General features: G+C 62.7%; 21 protein-coding genes. 2 read left to right on the top strand and 19 right to left on the bottom strand.

Features of this window, described 5'->3' with window-relative positions; all coding sequences use genetic code 11:
- Positions 1-6: 6 nt before the first annotated feature.
- The 8 genes from hflX to dusB all read right to left on the bottom strand — a co-directional run bounded on the left by hflX (position 7) and on the right by dusB (position 10,155).
- A complete protein-coding gene (gene hflX / locus ACYG9R_RS25450) occupies positions 7-1,398 on the bottom strand; it encodes a GTPase HflX (protein ID WP_023708495.1) in 1,392 nt (463 codons plus the stop codon).
- On the bottom strand, positions 1,399-1,644 hold the full coding sequence (gene hfq, locus ACYG9R_RS25445) for an RNA chaperone Hfq (protein WP_006202172.1): 246 nt from the start codon (positions 1,642-1,644) through the stop codon (positions 1,399-1,401).
- A 145-nt stretch (positions 1,645-1,789) separates the two neighbouring features.
- On the bottom strand, positions 1,790-2,650 hold the full coding sequence (locus ACYG9R_RS25440; RefSeq protein WP_023701734.1) for a D-amino-acid transaminase: 861 nt from the start codon (positions 2,648-2,650) through the stop codon (positions 1,790-1,792).
- A 102-nt stretch (positions 2,651-2,752) separates the two neighbouring features.
- The gene (ntrX, locus tag ACYG9R_RS25435) at positions 2,753-4,114 is read right to left on the bottom strand and encodes a nitrogen assimilation response regulator NtrX (protein WP_023668929.1); all 1,362 of its coding nucleotides are present in this window, start codon (positions 4,112-4,114) and stop codon (positions 2,753-2,755) included.
- Positions 4,104-6,392 carry a sensor histidine kinase NtrY-like gene (locus tag ACYG9R_RS25430; protein ID WP_023668928.1) on the bottom strand — a complete coding sequence of 763 codons (2,289 nt, stop codon included), beginning with the start codon at positions 6,390-6,392 and terminating at the stop codon, positions 4,104-4,106. Before ACYG9R_RS25430 ends, ntrX begins: the two co-directional genes overlap by 11 nt.
- 144 nt (positions 6,393-6,536) lie before the next feature.
- On the bottom strand, positions 6,537-7,994 hold the full coding sequence (gene ntrC, locus ACYG9R_RS25425) for a nitrogen regulation protein NR(I) (RefSeq protein ID WP_023691281.1): 1,458 nt from the start codon (positions 7,992-7,994) through the stop codon (positions 6,537-6,539).
- Complete coding sequence (locus tag ACYG9R_RS25420) at positions 7,991-9,136, bottom strand: two-component system sensor histidine kinase NtrB (RefSeq protein WP_023668926.1); 1,146 nt, start codon at positions 9,134-9,136, stop codon at positions 7,991-7,993. Before ACYG9R_RS25420 ends, ntrC begins: the two co-directional genes overlap by 4 nt.
- Positions 9,133-10,155, bottom strand: a complete 1,023-nt coding sequence (dusB, locus tag ACYG9R_RS25415; RefSeq protein WP_023824947.1) for a tRNA dihydrouridine synthase DusB — start codon at positions 10,153-10,155, stop codon at positions 9,133-9,135. Before dusB ends, ACYG9R_RS25420 begins: the two co-directional genes overlap by 4 nt.
- 139 nt (positions 10,156-10,294) lie before the next feature.
- Here dusB and ACYG9R_RS25410 point away from each other — a divergent pair, with 139 nt between their 5' ends.
- Positions 10,295-11,518, top strand: a complete 1,224-nt coding sequence (locus ACYG9R_RS25410; protein WP_023696096.1) for a bifunctional 2-C-methyl-D-erythritol 4-phosphate cytidylyltransferase/2-C-methyl-D-erythritol 2,4-cyclodiphosphate synthase — start codon at positions 10,295-10,297, stop codon at positions 11,516-11,518.
- Positions 11,515-12,024, top strand: coding sequence for a CinA family protein (locus tag ACYG9R_RS25405; RefSeq protein WP_023682551.1), 510 nt, complete (start codon positions 11,515-11,517; stop codon positions 12,022-12,024). The genes ACYG9R_RS25410 and ACYG9R_RS25405 overlap by 4 nt, the downstream gene beginning before the upstream one ends.
- Here the strand turns inward: ACYG9R_RS25405 and ACYG9R_RS25400 are convergent.
- The 11 genes from ACYG9R_RS25400 to eno all read right to left on the bottom strand — a co-directional run bounded on the left by ACYG9R_RS25400 (position 12,000) and on the right by eno (position 22,404).
- On the bottom strand, positions 12,000-12,461 hold the full coding sequence (locus ACYG9R_RS25400) for a type II toxin-antitoxin system RatA family toxin (protein WP_023682552.1): 462 nt from the start codon (positions 12,459-12,461) through the stop codon (positions 12,000-12,002). The genes ACYG9R_RS25405 and ACYG9R_RS25400 overlap by 25 nt on opposite strands.
- An 11-nt stretch (positions 12,462-12,472) precedes the next feature.
- Positions 12,473-13,438, bottom strand: coding sequence for a lipoyl synthase (gene lipA / locus ACYG9R_RS25395; protein WP_023745034.1), 966 nt, complete (start codon positions 13,436-13,438; stop codon positions 12,473-12,475).
- Positions 13,439-13,646: 208 nt separating this feature from the next.
- Positions 13,647-13,904 carry a GlsB/YeaQ/YmgE family stress response membrane protein gene (locus ACYG9R_RS25390; protein WP_023668920.1) on the bottom strand — a complete coding sequence of 86 codons (258 nt, stop codon included), beginning with the start codon at positions 13,902-13,904 and terminating at the stop codon, positions 13,647-13,649.
- Between the two features lie 102 nt (positions 13,905-14,006).
- On the bottom strand, positions 14,007-15,455 hold the full coding sequence (lpdA, locus tag ACYG9R_RS25385) for a dihydrolipoyl dehydrogenase (RefSeq protein ID WP_023824948.1): 1,449 nt from the start codon (positions 15,453-15,455) through the stop codon (positions 14,007-14,009).
- A gap of 22 nt (positions 15,456-15,477) precedes the next feature.
- Positions 15,478-16,119 (bottom strand): SGNH/GDSL hydrolase family protein, encoded by a 642-nt coding sequence (locus ACYG9R_RS25380; RefSeq protein WP_023748668.1) that lies wholly within the window; start codon positions 16,117-16,119, stop codon positions 15,478-15,480.
- Positions 16,116-16,535: a hypothetical protein gene (locus ACYG9R_RS25375; protein ID WP_023824949.1), complete on the bottom strand. Its 420-nt coding sequence runs from the start codon at positions 16,533-16,535 to the stop codon at positions 16,116-16,118. Before ACYG9R_RS25375 ends, ACYG9R_RS25380 begins: the two co-directional genes overlap by 4 nt.
- A 14-nt stretch (positions 16,536-16,549) precedes the next feature.
- Positions 16,550-17,971: a pyruvate dehydrogenase complex dihydrolipoamide acetyltransferase gene (locus ACYG9R_RS25370; protein ID WP_023824950.1), complete on the bottom strand. Its 1,422-nt coding sequence runs from the start codon at positions 17,969-17,971 to the stop codon at positions 16,550-16,552.
- 18 nt (positions 17,972-17,989) lie between these two features.
- The gene (locus tag ACYG9R_RS25365; RefSeq protein WP_023668915.1) at positions 17,990-19,411 is read right to left on the bottom strand and encodes a pyruvate dehydrogenase complex E1 component subunit beta; all 1,422 of its coding nucleotides are present in this window, start codon (positions 19,409-19,411) and stop codon (positions 17,990-17,992) included.
- A gap of 15 nt (positions 19,412-19,426) precedes the next feature.
- The gene (pdhA, locus tag ACYG9R_RS25360; protein ID WP_023668914.1) at positions 19,427-20,473 is read right to left on the bottom strand and encodes a pyruvate dehydrogenase (acetyl-transferring) E1 component subunit alpha; all 1,047 of its coding nucleotides are present in this window, start codon (positions 20,471-20,473) and stop codon (positions 19,427-19,429) included.
- 195 nt (positions 20,474-20,668) lie between these two features.
- Complete coding sequence (locus tag ACYG9R_RS25355; RefSeq protein WP_023682560.1) at positions 20,669-20,992, bottom strand: FtsB family cell division protein; 324 nt, start codon at positions 20,990-20,992, stop codon at positions 20,669-20,671.
- Positions 20,993-21,129: 137 nt separating this feature from the next.
- A complete protein-coding gene (eno, locus tag ACYG9R_RS25350; RefSeq protein ID WP_023701745.1) occupies positions 21,130-22,404 on the bottom strand; it encodes a phosphopyruvate hydratase in 1,275 nt (424 codons plus the stop codon).
- Positions 22,405-22,451: the final 47 nt, after the last annotated feature.

The raw sequence follows: 22,451 nt of genomic DNA, 5'->3' as shown, positions 1-22,451 counted from the left end.
TCAGGCTTACTGCCTGTTTTTGCGGTGCAATCGGCTTTCGATCTCTTGCCGGGCGGTGTGCGTGGCCTTGAGTGCGATGGTCGCGCTGCCATCCTCATTGTCTACCCGCGAAACGACGTCGCCATTGCGGTATAGCCAGTCGACAAGGCCGAACTGCGGCGGTTCGATCGTCACCGTCAATTCCTCGAGTTCGCCCGACATCCTGGTCTCGATCAGCGCCTTCAGCGCATCGATGCCTTCGCCGGTGACCGCCGAGATGGCGATCGGCGGCGCCTTGTTGGCGTCAGTGCCGTCGGCGAGCAGGCGCTCCCGGTTGCCGTCGTCGAGAAGGTCGACCTTGTTCCACACCTCGATGACCCGGTTCGCATCGCCAGCGTCGACACCGAGATCGGCAAGGATGCGCTCGACGTCCTCGGCCTGGGCGGCCGTATCCGGATCTGAGATATCACGCAAATGGATGACCAGATCGGCCTCGACGACCTCTTCCAGCGTGGCGCGGAAGGCGGCGACCAGATGCGTCGGCAGGTCCGAAATGAAGCCGACTGTGTCCGACAGGATGATCGGCGTGCCGTGCGGCAGGCGCACGCGGCGCAGCGTCGGGTCGAGCGTTGCAAACAGCATGTCTTCGGCCAGCACGTCGGCCCCGGTCAGCCGGTTGAACAGCGTCGACTTTCCGGCATTGGTGTAGCCGACAATCGCCACCACCGGGAACGGCACCTTCTTGCGCTTGGCGCGGTGCAGGTCGCGGGTGCGGCGCACCGTTTCCAGCTCATGCTTGAGCTTGATGATTTTTTCCTGCAGCTGCCGCCGGTCCGACTCGATCTGGGTTTCGCCGGGGCCGCCGAGGAAGCCGGCTCCGCCGCGCTGGCGTTCAAGGTGGGTCCAGCTCCGCACCAGACGGCCCTTCTGGTAGTTGAGATGGGCAAGTTCGACCTGCAGCGTGCCCTCCTTGGTCCGCGCGCGCTCGCCAAAAATCTCCAGGATCAATCCGGTGCGGTCGAGCACCTTGGCATTCATTTCTTTTTCGAGATTGCGCTGCTGCACCGGCGTCAGCGGATGGTCGACGATGACCACCTCCGCGTGACCCTCTTTGACGATCTCGGCGAATTCCGCGACCTTGCCGCTGCCGAGCAAGGTTGCCGGGCGTGGATCGTTGACGGTGACCACCGCCGTGTGGATCAGATCCAGGTTGATGGCGCGGGCAAGGCCGACCGCTTCGTCGTGGCGCGCATCCGCCGAACGCGTCAGCCGTGGACGGTTCGTTTCGTCATCGTTGCGCTGATGCCGGGTAAGCACCGGCACAATGACAACCGCCCGGGTCGGACCTGTGGCTTCCGTCCCGGAATTATGTGCTGGTTTCCCGCGGACGCCGCGGTCCGCGTCTTTTTCACGTGCCAATCAGGCGCCCTGGCTTTCCTCGCCATCGAACATCTGAACCGGCTGGCTCGGCATGATCGTGGAAATGGCATGCTTGTAGACGAGCTGGGAGTGGCCGTCACGGCGCAGCAGAACACAAAAATTGTCGAAGGAAGTGACCACGCCGGTCAGCTTGACGCCGTTGATGAGAAAGATGGTGAGTGGATTTTTGCTCTTGCGAACAGAATTCAGGAACAGGTCCTGAAGGTTTTGCGATCGTTCCGCCATTGTTCTTGTCTTTCGCCGATCCCCTTCGGTTTGCAGGCTAATGCGCCAAATTAGCGGGCACATGTCAAGCTTGCAAACACCCCCTTGCCGTCAGTAACGACAAGCAGAACGAGATATATTGATGTGCAGTCCGTCTGTGCGGTTATCAGGCTGGACTTTTTTCCGCAACGTCAAAAAAGGCTTGCCGCAATGAAAGTGTTATCGAACCGGGGTGCCCATTGGCGACCGCGGCACCGTCGATTGCCACGACCGGCATGGCGATTGTCGTTGCCGAACTGATGAAAGCTTCTCGCGCAGCCTTGGCTTCAGTGACTGAAAAACCGCGCTCCTCGATCGTCAACCCGAGCTTTGCCGCCACTTCGAACATGGTCGTGCGGGTGATGCCGCGCAGGATGCCATGCTCCGCCGGCCGGGTGACCAGAACGCCGTCCCTTGTAACGATCCAGGCGTTGGACGAGCCGCCCTCCTTGACGTTGCCATCGGTGTCGACGAACCAGGCCTCCTGGGCGCCGGCCTCCTTGGCCTTCTGCTTGGCCAGTACGTTGGGCAGCAGGCCGGTGCTCTTGATGTCGACCCGGTCCCAACGGTTTTCCGGCACGGTGATGACCTTGATGCCCGCCTCGGCTCGCTTGGCGGCCGCCGCCGGGTCGGCCTTTCTGGCCGTAATCACTAGCGATGACGGTGTATCGGCGGGGAAAACGAAGTCGCGGCTGGCAACACCGCGCGTAACCTGGACATAGACCAGGCCGTTGACGACGTGGTTGCGCCGGACGATTTCGCGCAGAAGAAGCGGCAGCACACCCTTGGTGACCGGCCAGTCGATCGACAATTCGCTAAGGGAGCGGCTCAGCCGGGCAAGATGGCGCGGCATGTCGACGATAAAGCCCTGCGCCACCTCGCAGACCTCGTAGACGCCGTCGGCGAATTGATAGCCGCGATCCTCGATATGCACGGCAGCGTCGGCATGGGCGACATAGCGCCCGTTCACATAGGTAATGCGCGGCATGGGTGATCCCTCAGAACAGTCTCGCTATTTCTAGGCGATTCCGCCGCTGCCGTAACCGGCAATTGCACGGGCCACGGCCCGCTGGACCAACAACAATGGGGATCAGACCCCCAGCGACTTCAGTTTCCGGTGCAGCGCCGAGCGCTCCATGCCAATGAATTCCGCCGTCTTCGAGATGTTGCCGCCGAAACGGTTGATCTGGGCGATCAGATAGTCCTTCTCGAACTGTTCGCGCGCCTCGCGCAGCGGCAGCGCCATGATGTGCTGGTCGGACTGGTTCGGCGTGCGCGGCATGACATCGCCGATCTCCGACGGCAACAGGTCGGCGGTGATCGGCGCATCGATATCGTCGCCACGCGCCAGGATCATCAGCCGTTCGACATTGTTGCGCAGCTGGCGGACATTGCCCGGCCAGTTGTGCGCCTGCAGCACGGCAAGCGCATCGTCGCCGATGCGGCGCGGCTTGATGCCGGCCTGGCGAGCGATCTGCTTCATGAAATTGTCGACGAGATAGGGAATGTCCTCTCGCCGCTCGGCCAGGCCCGGCACCATGACCGGAACCACCGCCAGGCGGTGATAGAGGTCTTCGCGAAAACGGCCGTCGGCGATCATCGCCTCCAGGTTCTGCGAGGTCGAGGAGATGATGCGGACGTCGACCTTGACCCGCTTGGTGCCGCCGACCCGCTCGAACTGCTGTTCGACCAGCACGCGCAAAATCTTGTTCTGCGTCTCGCGCGGCATGTCGGCCACTTCGTCGATGTAGAGAATGCCGCGGTGCGCCTCTTCAAGCGCGCCGACCTTGCGCTCGGTGCCGTTCGATTCGGTACCGAACAGCTCGATCTCCATGCGCTCGGGCGTGATGTTGGCCGCGCTCAGCGTCACGAAGGGCGCGCCCTTGCGCGTCGACAGCGTGTGGATGGCGCGCGCGGCGAGCTCCTTGCCCGAGCCGGACGGACCGATGATCATGACGCGGCTGTTGGTCGGCGCCACGCGCTCGATGGTCTGGCGCAGCTGGCTCATCGCCGACGACATGCCGATCAGGTCGAAGGTTTCGCCGCTGCGCTGCTTGAGGTCGGACACCTCGCGCCGCAATTTCGAGGTTTCGAGCGCCCGCTCGGCGATCAGGATCAGCCTGTCGGCCTTGAACGGCTTCTCGATGAAATCATAGGCGCCGCGGCGGATGGCCGACACCGCTGTCTCGATATTGCCGTGGCCGGAGATCATCACCACCGGCAGGCTCGGATGCATCGTCTTGATCTCGTCGAGCAGCGCCAGCCCGTCGAGGCGCGAGCCCTGCAACCAGATGTCGAGGAAAATCAGCCGCGGCGCCCGGTCGGCGATTGCCGCGAGCGCGCTGTCGGCATCGAATGCCGTGCGGGTTTCATGCCCTTCGTCGCTCAATATGCCCGCGACGAGTTCACGGATGTCTTCCTCGTCATCGACGATGAGAATATCAGACGCCATTACCGACCTTTTCAGTTTCTCGTTCGTGTTCCGTTTCGCCTTGACCGCGTGGCGGCGCGGTTGCGGCAGCTGGCGGCAGGATGATCGAGATCATCGCGCCGCGTCCACCGTGGAAATCCGCGGGCGCATCGTGCAATTCGAGCCGCCCGCCATGGTCCTCCACGATCTTCTTGACGATGGCGAGACCGAGCCCGGTGCCCTTCTCGCGCGTCGTCATGTAGGGCTCGAGCAGCCTTTGGCGGTTCTCGCGCGGCAAGCCTTTGCCATTGTCGATGACGTCGATTCTGATCGCGCCATTCTGCCGGGCAGCTTGAATCCGGATTATGCCGTGCGAACCGTCCTTTTGTTCCAGCCCGTCAATCGCCTCGGCCGCGTTCTTGATGACGTTGCCGAAAGCCTGCGCCATCAATCGGCTATCGAACGTGCCCTTGAGCGGTTCGTTGCCGAACACGCGTTCGAAAGCAATGTCGGCGCGGCTGACTTCGACCAGGAACGACGCCTCGCGCAGCGATTCACGCAGATCGATGGCTTTCATCTCGGGCTTGGGCATGCGGGCGAAAGCCGAGAACTCGTCGACCATGCGGCCGATATCCTCGACCTGCCGGATGATCGTGTCGGTGCACTGGTCGAAAATCTCGCGGTCCTCGGTGATGACCTTGCCGAAGCGTCGCTTGATGCGCTCGGCCGAGAGCTGGATCGGCGTCAGCGGGTTCTTGATTTCATGTGCGATACGCCGCGCCACATCCGCCCAGGCCGACGAGCGCTGTGCCTGGACGAGATCGGTGATGTCGTCGACCGTCACGACGTAGGATTTCTCCTCCTCGCCGTCGTCGCCGGCCTCGATGGTGATCTGCACGTTGAAGGTACGCTCGGCGCCGGTGCGATAGAAGGTGACCTGCTCGCGATAGACCGGCTTGCCGGATTTGCGGCCGATCTCGAAGACACGCCCGACATGCGGTAGCACGGCGGACAGGTTCTGCCCCAGCGCCGCCGTGGCCGATATGGCCAGCATCGTTTCGGCCGATTTGTTGACGATGGAGACGATGCCGTAGGGATCGACGCCGATGACGCCGGCGGTGACGCCGGCCAGCACCGCTTCCGAGAAACGACGCCGTTCGTCGATCAAATCCTTGGCCGACAGGATCTCGTTGCGCTGCGATTTAAGCTCCAGCAGCATCTTGTTGAACGTATCGCCAAGCGAGGCGACATCGCCGTCGGAAGGCCGTACCGGAACGGCGACATCGAGATTGCCGGTCGCAACCTCGTCAGCCGCGCCGATGAGTTGACGGATGGGCCGCACCAGACGGTCGGCCACCGCTATGCCGGTCCAGATGGCCGACAGGATGATGATCAGCGTCAGTGACAGATAGGGCAGCGCGAACGCCACCTGCGACGTCCGCCTGTTGTCTTCCAGGCCGCGATATTCGGCGGTGTTGGACTGGACGATCGCCCTCGCCTTGATCACTTCGGGGTCGACCAGGCGATTGGTGTAGAGGTAGAGGCCTTCGATCTCCCGCAGCTTGATGATGGCGCCCATGATGTTGCGCGTCTTCGGCTCGATCAGCACCGGTTTGCCGTCGGCCGCGGCGCTGACCGCGCCCTCCGGCGGTGGCGGCATAGAGAAATCCGCATCGGTCTTCGCGCTCATGACAAAGGAGCCGTCTTCCCTGACCAGCGCCGCATGCACCAGGCTCCTGCCCACGGCTTCCTTGTTCATCAGGTCGAGAAAGCCGGTTCGATCGAGGCCGTAAAGCGTGCGCGAGGCGTCGAGATCATAGGCCATCGACAGCGTCGTGCCCTGAAGATTACGAGCGTTTTCCTGCACATAGGCGTCGGCGATCGACAGCGACGAGTTGACGATCGCCTTGGTGCGGATTTCGAACCAGCGGTCGAGGCCGATATCGAGCGTGATCGAGGCAATGATGGCCACCATGATGGCGGGGATGGCCGCGACCAGCGCAAACATCGTCACGATGCGCACATGCAGCCGTGACGCCGCCTTGCCGTGCCGGCGCGCCATGGTGATGCGATGCACCTCGCGGCCGACCAGAGCAATCAGCGCCAGCACAAATAAGGCATTGGCCGCAATCAGCGTCAGCGTTGTGTTTGCGTCTGGCGTGATCGGCGTGGCGCCGACAAGAATCGCAAACGAGATTGCCGCCGTAACCAGCGCGCCGGCAATTGCCACAACGCCAGGCAACGCAAGCAGCCGCCGTCCATCCCTCTGGCCGGGTCTGCTGAAAAGCGGTTCGTTTGATGTGAGAGCTTGCGAAGCCATGTCGCCGTCTAAGAGCCAGTGATTGCGTTGGATGTATGCAACGCATTGTGGCGATTATGCAACAAGTGTGGCCGTGACGGAAATCTTTCGGCCGCCGATCCCCTGAAAAGGGGATGACCTCGCGTCACTTCGGGCAGCAGGCGCTCATGATCTCGACGATTTGTACACGTTGACACCCAGCTCGCGAATCTTCTTGCGCAACGTGTTGCGGTTGAGGCCCAGCAGTTCGGCGGCCTTGATCTGGTTGCCGCGCGTTGCCGTCATGGAAGCGAGCACCAGCGGATATTCGACCTCCGACAAGATGCGTTGATAGAGACCTGCCGGCGGCAAATCACCGGCAAAAGAGGCGAAATAGCGCTGCAGGAAGTGCTCCACCGCCTGGCCGATGGACAGATCGTCCGGGATCAAATTGCCGCCGCCGGGAACGACCGGTCTTTCGCCTGTCTTCAGCTCGGCTTCAATGATCTCGGCTGATATTTCGTCCTGCGAATAGAGCGCCGCAAGCCGGCGCACCAGGTTTTCCAACTCGCGCACGTTTCCCGGCCACGGATAGCGCTTCATCAATTCGATGCCGCCGGTCGAAATGCGCTTGGTCTGCAAGCCTTCGCTGGCGCCGATCTTGAAGAAATGCCGCACCAGATCGGGAATGTCTTCCGATCTCTCACGCAAACCCGGCAGCCGAAGCGGCACGACATTCAGGCGATAGAACAGATCCTCGCGGAAAAGCCCCTGGTTGATCAGCGTGCGCAGATCCTTGTTGGTGGCGGCGACGATGCGCACATCGGTCTTGATCGGGGTGCGCCCGCCGACCGTTGTGTATTCGCCCTGCTGCAGCACGCGCAGCAGCCGCGTCTGCGCCTCCATCGGCATGTCGCCGATCTCGTCGAGGAACAGCGTGCCGCCCTCGGCCTGCTCGAAGCGGCCGGTCGAGCGGTTCTGTGCGCCGGTGAAGGCGCCCTTCTCGTGGCCGAACAGCTCCGATTCGATCAAATCGCGCGGGATCGCCGCCATGTTGATGGCGACGAACGGACCGCCGCGGCGACGGCCATATTCGTGCAACGCGCGCGCCACCAATTCCTTGCCGGTGCCGGACTCGCCCGAGATCATCACCGTCAGGTCGGTCTGCATCATGCGCGCCAGCATGCGGTAGATGTCCTGCATGGCGGCCGACCGGCCGACCAGCGGCATCGCGTCAGGCTGTTCTTCCGGTCGCGTATCGATCTTAGGTCGGCGCGGCTCTGACAGCGCCCGGTTGACGATATTGAGCAGTTCGGTCAGGTCGAACGGCTTCGGCAGATACTCGTAAGCACCTGTTTCGGAAGCACGAATCGCCGTCATGAACGTGTTTTGCGCGCTCATCACGATGACCGGCAGCTCGGGCCGCGCCTTCTTGATGCGCGGCAGCATGTCGAAGGCGTTCTCGTCCGGCATGACAACGTCGGTGATCACCAGATCGCCCTCGCCCGCCGCCACCCAGCGCCACAGCGTCGAGGCGTTGGAGGTCACGCGCACCTCATGGCCGACCCGCGACAGCGCCTGATTGAGCACGGTGCGGATGGCCGCATCGTCGTCGGCGACGAGAATATTGCCGCGAACCGTCATTTGCGGTCTCCTTCGCCTTCATCATCGGCAGTGTCGATGGGTGTTTCTTTCCAAGCCGGCATCAGGATTCGGAAGGTGGTGCCGCGCGGCGTCGAATCGCATTCGATGATGCCGCCATGCTCGCCGACGATTTTCGCCACCAGCGCCAGGCCGAGCCCCGACCCGTTCGGCTTGGTGGTGATGAACGGATCGAACAGGATCGGCAGAATGTCTTCCGAAACGCCCGAACCATTGTCGCGCACGCAGAATTCAAGCGGCAGCGACACGCGGTCCTGGGTTCCGGGAACGGACACGCGGATGCCCGGCCTGAACGCGGTCGACAGCACGATCTCCCCCTGTGGGTCGCCGCCGATGGCCTCGGCGGCGTTCTTGACCAGGTTGAGGAACACCTGGATCAGTTGGTCGCGGTTGGCGAAAACCGGAGGCAATGATGGATCATAGTCCTCCATTATCCTGATTCTCTTGGCAAAACCGTTCTTCGCGATTGCCTTCACATGGTCCAGCACGACATGGATGTTGACGGGATAGCGGTCAATCGGCCGCTCGTCGGAAAACACCTCCATGCGGTCGACCAGGGAGACTATGCGATCAGTCTCGTCAGTGATGAGGCGGGTCAGCGCGCGATCCTCGTCGGACGCCGAGAGTTCGAGCAGCTGTGCGGCGCCACGAATGCCGGACAGCGGGTTCTTGATCTCATGCGCCAGCATGGCGGCAAGGCCGGTGACCGAACGCGCGGCACCCCTGTGTGTCATCTGCCGGTCGATCTTGTCGGCCATCGAGCGTTCCTGGAACATCACCACGATCGAGCCTGGGAATTCCGGCACCGGCGCGACATAGAGATCGACGACCTTCTCGATGCCGAGACGCGGCGACGACACGTCGACACGGTATTCGTTGACCGGCGCACGGCGCTCGCGCACCTGATCGACCAGCTGCAGCAACGGGCTGCCGAACGGGATCAGCTTGGACAGTGTGTTGCGGGCAAGCATGTTGGCACTTGAACGGAAGAAGTCTTCCGCATCGGCATTGGCGTAGGTGATGAACCCGTCCGGATCGACCATGATGACCGGACGGCGGATGGTGTTCAGCACGATACTGGCGGCATCCGCCATGTCGGAGCTCGGTGTGACGGTGGCGTTCATGCGGCGCTCCGCAAGGGCGTGGCTTCGCCGGAAAACACCTCATGCAGCAAGGCAATGACGCGGGCGGGTTCGAAAGAGGTGAGGATGGCTTTCCGCCGCTCATCGGAAACGCCAGCAGAGTGGCGGTCGAGATACCAGCCGAGATGCTTGCGCGCCTGGCGCAAGCCACTTTCGACGCCGTAAAGCGTCAGCATGTCTTCGTAGTGGGAAACGATGTAGTCCGCCATGGCTTGCGGGCTTTCCGGCACGCCGGAGGGCGCGTCGCCCGCAGCCGTTGCCGCGATGTGGCCCGCCGTCCATGGCGCGCCATAATGCGCGCGGCCGATCATCACCGCGTCGGCGCCCGACTGTTCAAGGATTTCGGCGGCCTCCGCGGGCGAGCCCACATCGCCATTGGCGACGACCGGGATCGAGACGACGTCCTTGATGCGGGCGATGGCGCGCCAATCGGCCTTGCCTTGATAAAACTGGCAGCGCGTGCGCCCATGCACGGTCACCATTTTAACACCGGCCTCTTCGGCGCGGCGCGCCAAGACGGGTGCATTGAGCGCATTGTCGTCCCAGCCGAGCCGCATCTTGACCGTGACCGGCACCTGGACCGCGCCGATCACCGCTTCGATCAGCGACAGCGCGTGGTCGAGATCGCGCATCAGCGCCGAGCCGGCATAGCCGCCGGTCACCTTCTTGGCCGGGCAGCCCATATTGATGTCGATGATGTCGGCGCCCTCGCCGGCAGCGATGCGCGCGCCCTCGGCCATGTGCTCGGCCTCGCGGCCGGCAAGCTGAACCATATGGACGGGCAGCCCGGAATGACGGATGCGCAGGTCGCATCCGACCCTGCCCTTGGCAAGCTCGCCGCTCGCCACCATTTCCGACACGACCAGGCCCGCGCCATGCGCGTCGGCGCGCTGCCGGAACGGCTCGTCCGTTATTCCCGACATGGGCGCGAGGAAGACGCGGTTGCGGATCGTCACGCCGCCAACGTCGAGCGGCGAAGCCAATTTTGTCACTTCAGGCATGCACAAAAACCAAGCATATCGGATTGCTGCACATTCTCTAGCCATAAGAAAGGCATTGTGCAACGCGCAATGACGTCACATTGCGGCGCATTTGGGAAAATGCTGGCCTTCGCCATAAGCCGCGACTAAGCCTCTCGGCATGACAGACGCAAGCGAAAAACCGGCCGAGGCGACGACCGACAAGGTCGGCTTGGTCATCGTTGCAGCCGGCCGCGGCGCGCGTGCCGGACAGGCCGACGGGCCGAAGCAATATCAGCGCATCGGCGGCCGTGCCGTTATCGCGCGCACGCTGGAGACGTTCCTGGCGCATCCCAAAATTGGCCCCGTCGTCGTCGCCATCCATGCCGATGACCGCGCGCTTTTCGACAAGGCAGCCGGCCTGTATGCCGAGCGGGTTACCGCCGTGGTCGGTGGCGAGTCGCGCCAGGCATCGGTCCGGCTCGGCCTGCTGGCGCTGAGGGACCGTACGCCCGGCCGTGTCCTTGTCCATGACGCGGTGCGGCCCTTTGTCGACGCGGCCCTGATCGACCGTACCATCGCCGCCATTGGCGAGCGGCAGGGCGCGCTGCCCGCTTTGCCCGTCGCCGATACGCTGAAGCGCGAGTCGACGACCGGCATGATCGAAGAGACGGTGCCAAGGGCCGGCCTTCATGCCGCCCAGACGCCGCAAGGCTTTCCGTTCTGGCCGTTGCTCGCCGCGCATGAAAAGGCCCATCATCTCGGCAAGGCGGATTTCACCGACGATGCCGCGATCGCCGAATGGGCGCATATTCCGGTAAAAATCGTCGAGGGGTCGCCGGACAATGTCAAATTGACCTGGGCAAGGGATATCGCGATGGCGGATCAACGGCTTACTGGCGAGCGTTTTCCAGACATTCGCACCGGCAATGGCTATGACGTGCACGCCTTCGAGGCCGGCGACCATGTCACCCTGTGCGGCGTCGCCATTCCGCACGGCAAGAAGCTTTCCGGCCATTCGGATGCCGATGTCGGCCTGCACGCGCTGACCGATGCGCTGCTCGCCACTTGCGGCGCCGGCGACATCGGCACGCATTTCCCGCCTTCCGATCCGCAATGGAAGGGCGCGGCGTCAAAGATCTTCGTCGAGCATGCGGCCAGGTTGGTGCGCGAACGCGGCGGCCGCATCGCCAATGCCGACATCACGCTGATCTGCGAGGCGCCGCGCGTCGGCCCGCATCGCGGGGCCATGACCAATGCGCTGTCGGCGATGCTGGGCATTTCCAGCGATCGCATCTCGATCAAGGCGACGACGAACGAAAAACTCGGCTTTGTCGGCCGCGAGGAAGGCATCGCCGCCATCGCCACAGCCAGTGTCGTCTTCCCCGGGGAGGTTCCCGCATGAACAACAGCGATCTTGCCAACGCCCTGCTCCAGGTCTGCCAGCAGCGCGGCATCATGCTGGCGACGGCCGAGAGCTGCACCGGCGGCATGATCATCTCGGCACTGACCGACATTGCCGGCTCGTCCGCTGTCGTCGATCGCGGCCTCATCACCTATTCCGATGAAGCAAAGATGGAGATGCTCGGCGTATCGCCCGCCACACTCGAGGCGCATGGCGCCGTCTCGCGCGAAACGGTTCTGGAGATGGCGGCGGGCGCTCTGGCGCGCTCGCGCGCCGGGCTGGCGCTTGCCGTCACCGGCATTGCCGGCCCAGGCGGAGGTTCGCCGGAAAAACCGGTCGGCCTCGTCTGGTTCGGAGTTGCCCTAAGACGTGGGCCGGTGGCTGCCGAGCTCAATATGTTTGCCGACAATGGCCGCGACTTCATCCGCCGCGAGACGGTCAAGCATGCGCTGGAGATCGGGCTGCGCGCGCTCGGCGACACTCATGAGATGGGCGTCGTTCCGTAGATGACGTCCGCACGTTTTTCGAAGGCTTCGGAAAACATGCGGAAGGCGCGATCGAACATGGTGCCCATCACCACGCCGAGGATGCGGCTCTTGAACTCGTAGTCGATGAAGAAGCGGACGTTGCAGCCGCCGCCGTCGGCCGGCTCGAAGCGCCAGATATTGCTGAGATATTTGAACGGTCCATCGATGTATTTGACATCGATTGTGTTCTCGTCCGGCTTCAACAGCACCTGCGTCGTAAAGGTCTCGCGGATCGCCTTGTAGCCGATGCTCATATCGGCGAGGAGAATGGTGCGGCCGTCACGCTCCTTGCGCGAGCGCACCGTCAGCGCCTCGCAAAGCGGCAGAAATTGCGGATAGGTCTCGATATCGGCGACCAGAGCAAACATCTGCTCTGGCGTGTGGGCAACGCGGCGTGTGGCTTCGAATTTCGGCATTGAAGCAGGATTTAACTGGCTTTTTTGAGCTGCGCCTCACGCGCGGCCCGCAGCCTGGCGAAATCGTCGCCGGCGTGGTGCGAGGAGCGCGTCAGCGGGTTCGACGCCACCAGCAGGAAACCCTTGGTCTTGCCGATCGTCGCGAAGGAGCTGAATTCCTCCGGCGTGACGAAGCGGATCACCGGGTGGTGCTTCTTCGACGGCTGCAGATACTGGCCAATGGTCATGAAGTCGACATTGGCCGAGCGCAGGTCATCCATCAGCTGCAGGATCTCGTTGCGCTCTTCGCCGAGGCCGACCATGATGCCGGACTTGGTGAAGATCGACGGATCGAGCTCCTTGACCCGCTGCAACAGCCGGATCGAGTGGAAATAGCGGGCACCCGGCCGCACCGTCAGGTAGTTCGACGGCACGGTTTCGAGATTGTGGTTGAAGACATCGGGCTTGGCCGCCACGACGATCTCCAGCGCGCCTTCCTTGCGCAGGAAATCGGGCGTCAGGATTTCGATCGTGGTCAGAGGTGTCGCTGCCCGGATCGCCCGGATAACCTCGGCGAAATGCTGCGCGCCGCCATCGGCGAGATCGTCGCGGTCGACCGAGGTGATGACGACATGGGTCAGCCCCATCTGCTTGACGGCATGCGCGACACGCGCCGGCTCATCGGCATCGAGCGCGGTCGGAATGCCGGTGGCGACATTGCAGAAGGCGCAGGCGCGCGTGCAGATCTCGCCCATGATCATGAAGGTGGCGTGCTTCTTTTCCCAGCACTCGCCGATATTGGGGCAGCCGGCCTCTTCGCACACCGTGACCAGCTTGTGCGACTTCACGATCTCGCGAGTTTCGGCATAGCCCTTCGACATCGGCGCCTTGACGCGGATCCAGTCGGGTTTGCGCAGCACGTCCTGATCAGGCTTGTGTGCCTTCTCGGGGTGCCGCAGGCGCGGCGCGTTGGCGATCGTGTCGAGAACAGTGACCATCTCAAACCTGACTTGTTGGCGTCTGCCCGTCGGCATTCGCCCTTCTGGCGTCATCTAGGGCTTTTCGGTGCAAAGAAAAAGGCTGCGGCGGCGCATGCCGCCACAGCCTTTTTCGCATAGCGGGGATCCAGAGCAATTCCAGGAAAAGTGTGACACGGTGTTCCGTCCGGAATTGCGTCAGAAGAACGAGATAAAACGGCGAGCCGTTTTATCGGCGAATGAGCCGCCCGGCAAAAATCAGCAGGCAGGCGCCGATGAAGCCGGTGATCAGGTAGGCGAGCCAGCCGACTCCGAAGGGTTCGATGTTGAGCGCCCTGAGAATTGCGTTCAGCACCACCGCGCCGACAATGCCCATAATGATGTTCATCAAGACGCCGGTATTGCTCTTCATGACCATCTCGGCCAGCCACCCGGCCAAACCGCCGATGATGATGGCCGCAATCCAGCCCACGCCATTCACGTCCATATGCCAACTCCTCCAGTGTCAGGTGAAAATGCATCCGGAAACGAACTGTCTTGCCGTAAGGTTCCTCCGGCGCATGCGTCTGAGTCTCGCGGCACCAATTTATCACGCGTTGAGCGCACGGCCATAGGCATCGAGCACGCTTTCCTTCATCATCTCCGACAGCGTCGGATGCGGGAAGATGGTGTGCATCAGTTCTTCCTCGGTGGTCTCCAGGTTCATCGCCACGACAAAGCCCTGGATCAGCTCCGTCACCTCGGCGCCGACCATATGCGCGCCGAGCAGCTGGCCGGTCTTCTTGTCGAAAATGGTCTTGATGAAGCCCTGGTCCTCGCCAAGCGCGATCGCCTTGCCGTTGGCGCCGAACTGGAAACGGCCGACGCGGATGTCCTTGCCTTCCGCCTTGGCCTTGGCTTCGGTGAGCCCGACCGAGGCGACCTGCGGGTTGCAATAGGTGCAGCCCGGGATCTTCAGCTTGTCTGTCGCATGCACGCCCGGGAAACTGGCGATCTTTTCGATACACACCACGCCTTCATGCTCGGCCTTGTGGGCAAGCATAGGCGGTCCGGCGACATCGCCGATGGCGTAGATGCCGGGAACGTTGGTCTTGCCATAGCCGTCAATGACGACGCAGCCGCGATCGGTCTTCACGCCGAGCGTCTCGAGGCCGAGATTCTCGATGTTGCCCTGCACGCCGACGGCCGAGATCATGCGGTCGGCGGTGATCTTCTCGACCTTGCCGTCTTTCATCTCGACGTGGGCAGTGATCGAGTTGGCACCCTTCTCGACCTTGGTCACCTTGGCCTCAAGAATGATCTTCATGCCCTGCTTCTCGAACTGCTTCTGCGCGAATTTCGAGACCTCGGCATCCTCGACCGGCATCACCGCCGGCAACAGCTCGACCACCGTCACCTCGGCACCCATGGTGCGATAGAAGGAGGCGAACTCGATGCCGATGGCGCCCGAACCCATGACCAACAGCGATTTCGGCATCTCCTTCGGCACCATCGCCTCGAAATAGGTCCAGATCAGCTTGCCGTCCGGCTCGATGCCGGGCAGCGCGCGCGGCCGGGCGCCGGTGGCCAGAATGATGTGCTTGGCGGTATAGGTGCCCTCGCCCTTGACGCCCTTGGGCACCGGCGGCTGCGGCTCCATCGGTTTCTTGGCCGTCTTGGAGACGACGATTTCACCCGGCTTGGAGAGCTTGGCCTCGCCCCAGATAACGTCGACCTTGTTCTTCTTCATCAGGAAGGCGACGCCGCCATTGAGCCTCAACGACACTTTGCGCGAGCGGTCGACGACAGCGGCCGTGTCGGCGCTGACCTTGCCGCCTTCGAGCTTCAGGCCGTAGTCCTTCAGATGATCGGAATAGTGCATGATCTCGGCCGAGCGCAGCAGCGCCTTGGTCGGGATGCAGCCCCAGTTGAGGCAGATGCCGCCGAGATGCTCGCGCTCGACGATGGCAGTCTTGAAGCCGAGCTGGGCGGAGCGCACCGCCGTGACATAGCCGCCGGGGCCTGAGCCGATGATTATCACGTCGTAGGATTCAGCCACGGGGTTTCTCCCTGATTTTTCTCTAGAGTTCCAGCATCACGCGCACCAATGGCGCCAATGCCTCACCTATATTGCGCGTGTTTTCGGCATCGAGATGGACGCCGTCGATCGGTGTGGTCTCGGCCACCGTGCCGGCATCGAAAAAGCCGCAGCCGGCCTCGTCGGCGAGCGCGGAATATTGCGGCGCCAGCCGCTTCGAGGCCTCGTCGCCGCCGGCAAACATTTCCTTGAATTCGGCATTGTCGGTGCGGCTGACCGCTGGTGGCGCGACGATCAGGATTTGCGGCGCGGCCCAGTCGAACGGATAATCGTGGCCGCGCACGATGTCGATCAGCCGCTGCACCCCCTGCTTGGCCGCGACCGGATTGCCGTGGATCCAGGGCTTCATGTCGTTGGCGCCGAGCATGATGATGATCAGGTCGAGCGGCGCATGGCTGGTCAGGATCGTCGGCAGCACCTTGGCGCCATTGCGGTCGGCACCAGCCAGGTGATCGTCGAAAGCCGTGGTGCGGCCGTTCAGACCTTCGGCAATGACTTCGATATCATCGTCGCCCAACGCCGCCTTGAGCACGCTCGGCCAGCGATCTTCCAGCGCATGACGCCCGAGGCTCGCCGCGTCATAGCCCCAGGTCAGGGAATCGCCGTAGCAGAGGATCGTCTTCATGCACCCGCACCCGCCTCCGCCCTAAGCCCGCGCCGCACGCGCCATCCCACGAACAGCCACTGCACGATAACCGTGGCGATGCTTGGCAAAAACAGACCGGCGACAACGGGGAGATCGCCCGACCACTGGGCTTTGCCAGGCGGCTGCGAGAAGGTCCAGGCAATCAGCCCGATTCCGGCCAGCACGAACAACGAAACCCCAACAAGCCCCGTCAGGTTTATCGCCCTTTGCGGGTTTGGCACGAACTGCGCGATGAAAAACGCCACGGTCGCAACGATGGTGACCAGCGCCGAAAGCATGAAGACCAGGATGTATTCGGAATTCGCATTGGTGACGATTGCCAGCCACAGCGCCACCAGCCCGCCGGCCAGGCCGGAAAGGATCAGGGCGAAAAGGCTGGTGACGAATTTCCGCACAGCCTTTTTCCTTCCTAGACCAGCATGCCCATCGGGTTTTCGATCATGCGCTTGAAGGCGACCAGAAGTTCGGCGCCGAGCGCACCGTCGACGGCGCGGTGATCGGTCGACAGCGTCACCGACATGATATTGGCGATTCTGATCTCGCCATTCTTGACCACCGGCCGCTGCTCGCCGGCACCCACCGCCAGGATCGTCGCATGCGGCGGGTTGATGACGGCGGCAAAGTCCTTGATGCCGAACATGCCGAGATTGGAGACAGCCGTCGTGCCGCCCTGATATTCCTCAGGCTTCAGCTTGCGGCTGCGGGCACGGCTCGCCAGATCCTTCATCTCGTTGGAGATAGTGGACAGTGTCTTTTCGTCGGCGTGGCGGATGATCGGCGTGATCAGGCCGCCGGGGATCGACACGGCAACGCCGACATCGGCGTGCTTGTGCTTGACCATGGCGCTTTCGGTCCACGACGCATTGGCATCCGGCACCGCCATCAGCGCCATCGCCATCGCCTTGATCACCATGTCGTTGACCGACAGCTTGTAGACGGGCACTTCGCCCTTGTCGGTCTTCTTCATCGGAGCCGCCGCATTGATCTGTGTGCGCAGCGCCAGCAGCGCATCGAGCTCGCAGTCGAGCGTCAGGTAGAAATGCGGGATGGTTGTCTTGGCCTCGACCAGGCGGCGCGCAATGGTCTTGCGCATATTGTCGTGCGGGACGAGCTCATAGGACCCTTCGGCAAACAGCTTCAGCACCTGTTCGTCCGACATCGCCTTGGGTGCCGCAGCCGGAGCCGCAGGTGCCGGAGCGCCGGCAGGTGCGGCTTTCGCGGCCGGTGCAGCCTTGGCGCCACCGCCGGCAATCGCCGCCTCGACATCGGCCTTGACGACACGGCCATGCGGGCCGGTGCCGGTTACGGCGGACACGTCGACTCCGGCATCCTTGGCGATGCGACGAGCCAGCGGCGAAGCGAAGGTGCGCTCGCCTGACGATTGGCTGATCTCCCCCCTTGTGGGGGAGATGGCCGGCAGGCCAGAGGGGGGCGCGACAGACTGAGAGGTCGGCGGGGCAGCGCCCCCCTCTGTCGACTTCGTCGACATCTCCCCCACGGGTGGGGAGATTGACGCCTTATCCTGCTTGGCATCGGCTTTCGCGGGCGCGGCATCGCCACCACCCTTTGCCGCCGCCCCTGCATCCTCGCCTTCGCCGGCGAGAATGGCGATCAGCGCATTGACCTTGACGCCTTCGGTGCCGGCCGGAACGACCAGCTTGGCGACCGTGCCCTCATCGACGGCCTCGACTTCCATCGTCGCCTTGTCGGTCTCGATCTCGGCGATCACGTCGCCCGGCGAAACCTTGTCGCCTTCCTTGACCAGCCACTTGGAAAGATTGCCCTCTTCCATCGTGGGCGACAGCGCCGGCATGGTGATGTTGATTGGCATGATGTCCTCCCGACCGGCTCAGCGATACGTGACGGCTTTGACGGCCTCGATGACCTCGCCGACATTGGGCAAGGCCAGCTTTTCGAGGTTCGCCGCATAAGGCATCGGCACGTCCTTGCCGGCGATGGTGATGACCGGCGCATCGAGGAAGTCAAAGGCGCGCTGCGAAACCTGGTTGGCGATGTGGTCGCCGACCGAACTTTGCGGGAAACCTTCTTCGACCACGATCAAGCGGTTGGTCTTCTTCACCGAGGCAATGACGGTGTCGAGGTCGAGCGGACGGATGGTCCTGAGATCGATGATCTCGGCATCGATGCCCATGCCGCGCAGTTCGGCTTCCGCCTTGATGGCGTAGGTCATGCCGATGCCGAACGAGACGATGGTGACGTCCTTGCCCTGCTTGTGAATGCGCGCCTTGCCGATCGGCAGCACGAAATCATCGAGCTTCGGCACGTCGAAGGACTGGCCGTAGAGGATTTCGTTTTCAAGGAAGATGACCGGGTTCGGATCGCGGATCGCCGCCTTGAGCAGGCCCTTGGCGTCGGCAGCCGTGTACGGCATCACCACCTTTAGCCCGGGAATATGGCTGTACCAGGCGGCATAGCACTGCGAATGCTGGGCGCCGACGCGGGCGGCCGCACCGTTCGGTCCGCGGAACACGATCGGTGCGCCCATCTGGCCGCCCGACATATAGAGCGTCTTGGCCGCGGAGTTGATGATCTGGTCGATCGCCTGCATGGCGAAGTTGAAGGTCATGAACTCGACGATCGGCTTCAGGCCGGCCATCGCCGCACCGACGCCGACGCCGGCAAAGCCGTGCTCGGTGATCGGCGTGTCGACGACGCGGCGCGGCCCGAATTCCTGCAGCAGCCCTTGCGTGATCTTGTAGGCGCCCTGGTATTCCGCGACCTCCTCGCCCATGACGAAGACATCGCCGTCGCGGCGCATTTCCTCGGCCATGGCATCGCGCAAGGCCTCGCGCACCGTAGTCGAGATCATCTCGGTGCCGGCGGGAATATCCGGATCGGCGGCAGGTTTGGCTGCCGGAGCGGCGGGAACTGCCTTCGGAGCCTCGCCGGCATCCTGGGGAGCCGCCTTTGAGCCTTCCTCGGCTGCATCGGTCCGCTGACCGCCAGCGGAAATGGCATCCTGGGTGGAGGCAGGCTTGCCGCTCTTTTCGACGTCGCCTGCACTTTCCCCGTCCTGCAGCAACACGGCGATCACCGCATTGACCTTGACGCCTTCGGTGCCGGCGGGAACCACGATCTTGCCGATCGTGCCTTCATCGACGGCTTCGACTTCCATGGTCGCCTTGTCGGTTTCGATCTCGGCGATGACATCACCGGCGACGACCTTGTCGCCCTCGTTCTTCAACCACTTGGAAAGATTGCCCTCTTCCATGGTCGGCGAGAGAGCGGGCATGAGAATTTCGATCGGCATGTCCTTGCCCTCCCGTTACAATACGATGTCGGTCCAGAGCTCGGACGGATCCGGCTCTGCGTCGTGCTGGGCAAATTCGGCGGCGTCGGCGACGATGTCGCGGACTTCCTTGTCGATGTTCTTGAGTTCGTCCTCGGTCGCCCACTTCTTGGCCGTCAGCCGCACCTTGACCTGCTCGATCGGATCATGATCCGAGCGCATCTTCTGCACTTCTTCCTTGGAGCGGTATTTTGCCGGATCCGACATCGAGTGACCGCGATAGCGATAGGTCTGCATCTCGAGGATGATCGGACCGTTGCCGGCACGGCACCATTCGGTCGCCTGATCGCCGGCGGATTTGACCGCACGCACATCCATGCCGTCGACCTGAATGCCGGGAATCTTGAACGAGGCGCCGCGATGCGAAAAATTGGTTTCGGCCGACGAGCGCGACACCGAAGTGCCCATGGCGTAGCGGTTGTTCTCGATGATGTAGATCACCGGCAGCTTCCACAGCGAGGCCATGTTGAAGCTTTCATAGACCTGACCCTGATTGGCAGCGCCATCGCCGAAATAGGTCAGCGACACATTGTTGTTGTCGCGGTAGCGGTTGGCGAAGGCGAGACCGGTGCCGAGCGAGACCTGCGCGCCGACAATGCCGTGGCCGCCGTAAAAATGCTTCTCCTTGGAGAACATGTGCATGGAGCCGCCCTTGCCCCTCGACAGGCCACCACGGCGTCCGGTCAGCTCTGCCATGACGCCCCGCGGTGACAGTTCCATCGCCAGCATGTGGCCATGGTCGCGATAGGCGGTGATCATCTGGTCGCCGTTGATCAGCGACATCTTCATGCCGGTGACGACCGCTTCCTGGCCGATATAGAGGTGGCAGAAGCCGCCGATAAAGCCCATGCCGTAGAGCTGGCCGGCCTTTTCCTCGAAGCGACGGATAAGCAGCATGTGCCGGTAGGCGGCAAGCTCCTCGTCCTTGGTGAAGTCGGCCGGCTTGGGGGCGGAAAGCCCCGTTGATTTGGCGGATGTCGATTTAACGGATTTGGCAGGCGCTTTTTTGGCGGCGGTGGCCATGCATCACTCCCTGTTGGCGTCTCTTCGCGGACACTAAAGCAGACCATGTCTGCTCCGGGGAGGATCAGCTCCTCCCCACCGATTGGAAGGAAGCTAACATGCGAGACCGCGTTTCGCCATGCAGAAAAACGCATGGCTGGCATGCGCCTAAACGCCCAGAATCGTTAGAGATAACAGCGATTAACCGAAATTCGATTATTTCGAATTGGCCGGCAGCATGATGGTGATTTCATCGGGCTGGGACAGATTGAGCGCCCGGCGTGCCTGCTCGTCGAGCATATCCTTTTCAAGCGTGCCCTCATGCATCAGCTGGACGCGCCGCTCCAGATCGATCCGGCGCGCCTTGATGGCATCGTACTTGGCCTGCAATTCGATGGTCTGCGCTTCGAGCTGATATTTGGAATTGATGCCGAACTCGCCATGATAGGCATGGAAGCCGAAATAGGCCAGGAACGCCACGCAAAGCGACGGGATGATCAGCCGGCCGGTGTTTCTCTGCTTGTGCTGGCGTGTCCACATGGTCGCAATCCTTTGACCGCCATTTGTCGCTCGATTGTGCTTAATGGACGGTTACGGACAGGTGCATTAGCCAGCGGCCGCAACGAAAAAGGGCGGGAAAATCCCGCCCTTCGTCGTTTTCGCCAGTTCGGCAGAATTTAAGCTTTGACCACCGACTTGCCGGCGTAGCGCGCCTGCTTGCCGAGCTCTTCCTCGATGCGGATCAGCTGGTTGTACTTGGCCATGCGATCCGAGCGCGACAGCGAACCGGTCTTGATCTGCCCGCAATTGGTGGCGACGGCGAGGTCGGCGATGGTCGAATCCTCGGTTTCGCCCGAACGGTGCGACATGACGGCTGTGTAGCCTGCCTTGTGCGCGGTCTCGACAGCGTCGAGCGTTTCGGTGAGCGAGCCGATCTGGTTGACCTTGACCAGGATCGAATTGGCGACACCCATGCGGATGCCGTCGCGCAGCCGCGCCGTGTTGGTGACGAAGAGGTCGTCGCCAACCAGCTGCGTCTTGTTGCCGATCAGGTCGGTCAGGTACTTCCAGCCCTCCCAGTCGTCCTCGGCCAGGCCGTCCTCGATCGAGATGATCGGATAGTCGGCGGCAAGCTTGGCCAGGTACTTGGCCTGCGCCTTGGGATCGCGGGTCCTCTTCTCGCCCTCATAGACGTAATTGCCGTCCTTGAAGAATTCGGTCGCCGCACAGTCGAGACCAAGCGCGATCTCCTCGCCCGGCTTGAAGCCGGCCTTCTCGATCGATTCCATGATGAAATCGAGCGCCACCGGCGCACTCTTCAGATTGGGCGCGAAGCCGCCTTCGTCGCCGACATTGGTGTTGTGGCCGGCATCCTTGAGCTTCTTGCGCAGCGTGTGGAAGATTTCCGAGCCCCAGCGCACGCCTTCGCGCAGCGTCGGCGCGCCGACCGGCAGGATCATGAATTCCTGGAAATCGATCGGATTGTCGGCATGCGCGCCGCCATTGATGATGTTCATCATGGGCACCGGCAGCAAATGCGCCTTGGTGCCGCCGACATAGCGGTAGAGCGGCAGGCCGGCGGCTTCCGCCGCGGCCTTCGCGACCGCCAGCGAGACGCCGAGGATGGCGTTGGCGCCGAGCCGGCTCTTGTTGGGCGTGCCGTCGAGCTCGATCATGGTCTGGTCGATGTGGATCTGGTTTTCGGCTTCCAAGCCGCCGATCGCCTCGAACAGCTCGCCATTGACGGCCTCGACCGCCTTGAGCACGCCCTTGCCGAGATAGCGGGCGCCACCGTCGCGCAGTTCGACGGCCTCATGCGCGCCGGTCGACGCGCCCGACGGCACCGCGGCGCGGCCCATCGAGCCGTCTTCGAGGACGACGTCGACCTCGACGGTCGGATTTCCACGGCTGTCCAGGATTTCACGCCCGACAATGTCGATGATGGCGGTCATTGCGATGTCCCCGATTGATCGATTGAAAGCGTCGCGCCCCTCTTAGC

The sequence above is a fragment of the Mesorhizobium sp. RSR565B genome, assembly GCF_054719465.1.
This window is presented reverse-complemented; position numbering and strand designations above follow the sequence as displayed.

What these genes read in the sequence shown, in the direction of transcription:
- hfq (WP_006202172.1), bottom strand. Translation starts at nt 1,644, where the DNA reads ATGGCGGAACGATCGCAAAACCTTCAGGACCTGTTCCTGAATTCTGTT.
- ACYG9R_RS25440 (WP_023701734.1), bottom strand. Translation starts at nt 2,650, where the DNA reads ATGCCGCGCATTACCTATGTGAACGGGCGCTATGTCGCCCATGCCGAC.
- ntrX (WP_023668929.1), bottom strand. Translation starts at nt 4,114, where the DNA reads ATGGCGTCTGATATTCTCATCGTCGATGACGAGGAAGACATCCGTGAA.
- ACYG9R_RS25430 (WP_023668928.1), bottom strand. Translation starts at nt 6,392, where the DNA reads ATGGCTTCGCAAGCTCTCACATCAAACGAACCGCTTTTCAGCAGACCC.
- ntrC (WP_023691281.1), bottom strand. Translation starts at nt 7,994, where the DNA reads ATGACGGTTCGCGGCAATATTCTCGTCGCCGACGACGATGCGGCCATC.
- ACYG9R_RS25420 (WP_023668926.1), bottom strand. Translation starts at nt 9,136, where the DNA reads ATGAACGCCACCGTCACACCGAGCTCCGACATGGCGGATGCCGCCAGT.
- dusB (WP_023824947.1), bottom strand. Translation starts at nt 10,155, where the DNA reads ATGCCTGAAGTGACAAAATTGGCTTCGCCGCTCGACGTTGGCGGCGTG.
- ACYG9R_RS25410 (WP_023696096.1), top strand. Translation starts at nt 10,295, where the DNA reads ATGACAGACGCAAGCGAAAAACCGGCCGAGGCGACGACCGACAAGGTC.
- ACYG9R_RS25405 (WP_023682551.1), top strand. Translation starts at nt 11,515, where the DNA reads ATGAACAACAGCGATCTTGCCAACGCCCTGCTCCAGGTCTGCCAGCAG.
- ACYG9R_RS25400 (WP_023682552.1), bottom strand. Translation starts at nt 12,461, where the DNA reads ATGCCGAAATTCGAAGCCACACGCCGCGTTGCCCACACGCCAGAGCAG.
- lipA (WP_023745034.1), bottom strand. Translation starts at nt 13,438, where the DNA reads ATGGTCACTGTTCTCGACACGATCGCCAACGCGCCGCGCCTGCGGCAC.
- ACYG9R_RS25390 (WP_023668920.1), bottom strand. Translation starts at nt 13,904, where the DNA reads ATGGACGTGAATGGCGTGGGCTGGATTGCGGCCATCATCATCGGCGGT.
- ACYG9R_RS25380 (WP_023748668.1), bottom strand. Translation starts at nt 16,119, where the DNA reads ATGAAGACGATCCTCTGCTACGGCGATTCCCTGACCTGGGGCTATGAC.
- ACYG9R_RS25370 (WP_023824950.1), bottom strand. Translation starts at nt 17,971, where the DNA reads ATGCCAATCAACATCACCATGCCGGCGCTGTCGCCCACGATGGAAGAG.
- ACYG9R_RS25365 (WP_023668915.1), bottom strand. Translation starts at nt 19,411, where the DNA reads ATGCCGATCGAAATTCTCATGCCCGCTCTCTCGCCGACCATGGAAGAG.
- pdhA (WP_023668914.1), bottom strand. Translation starts at nt 20,473, where the DNA reads ATGGCCACCGCCGCCAAAAAAGCGCCTGCCAAATCCGTTAAATCGACA.
- ACYG9R_RS25355 (WP_023682560.1), bottom strand. Translation starts at nt 20,992, where the DNA reads ATGTGGACACGCCAGCACAAGCAGAGAAACACCGGCCGGCTGATCATC.
- eno (WP_023701745.1), bottom strand. Translation starts at nt 22,404, where the DNA reads ATGACCGCCATCATCGACATTGTCGGGCGTGAAATCCTGGACAGCCGT.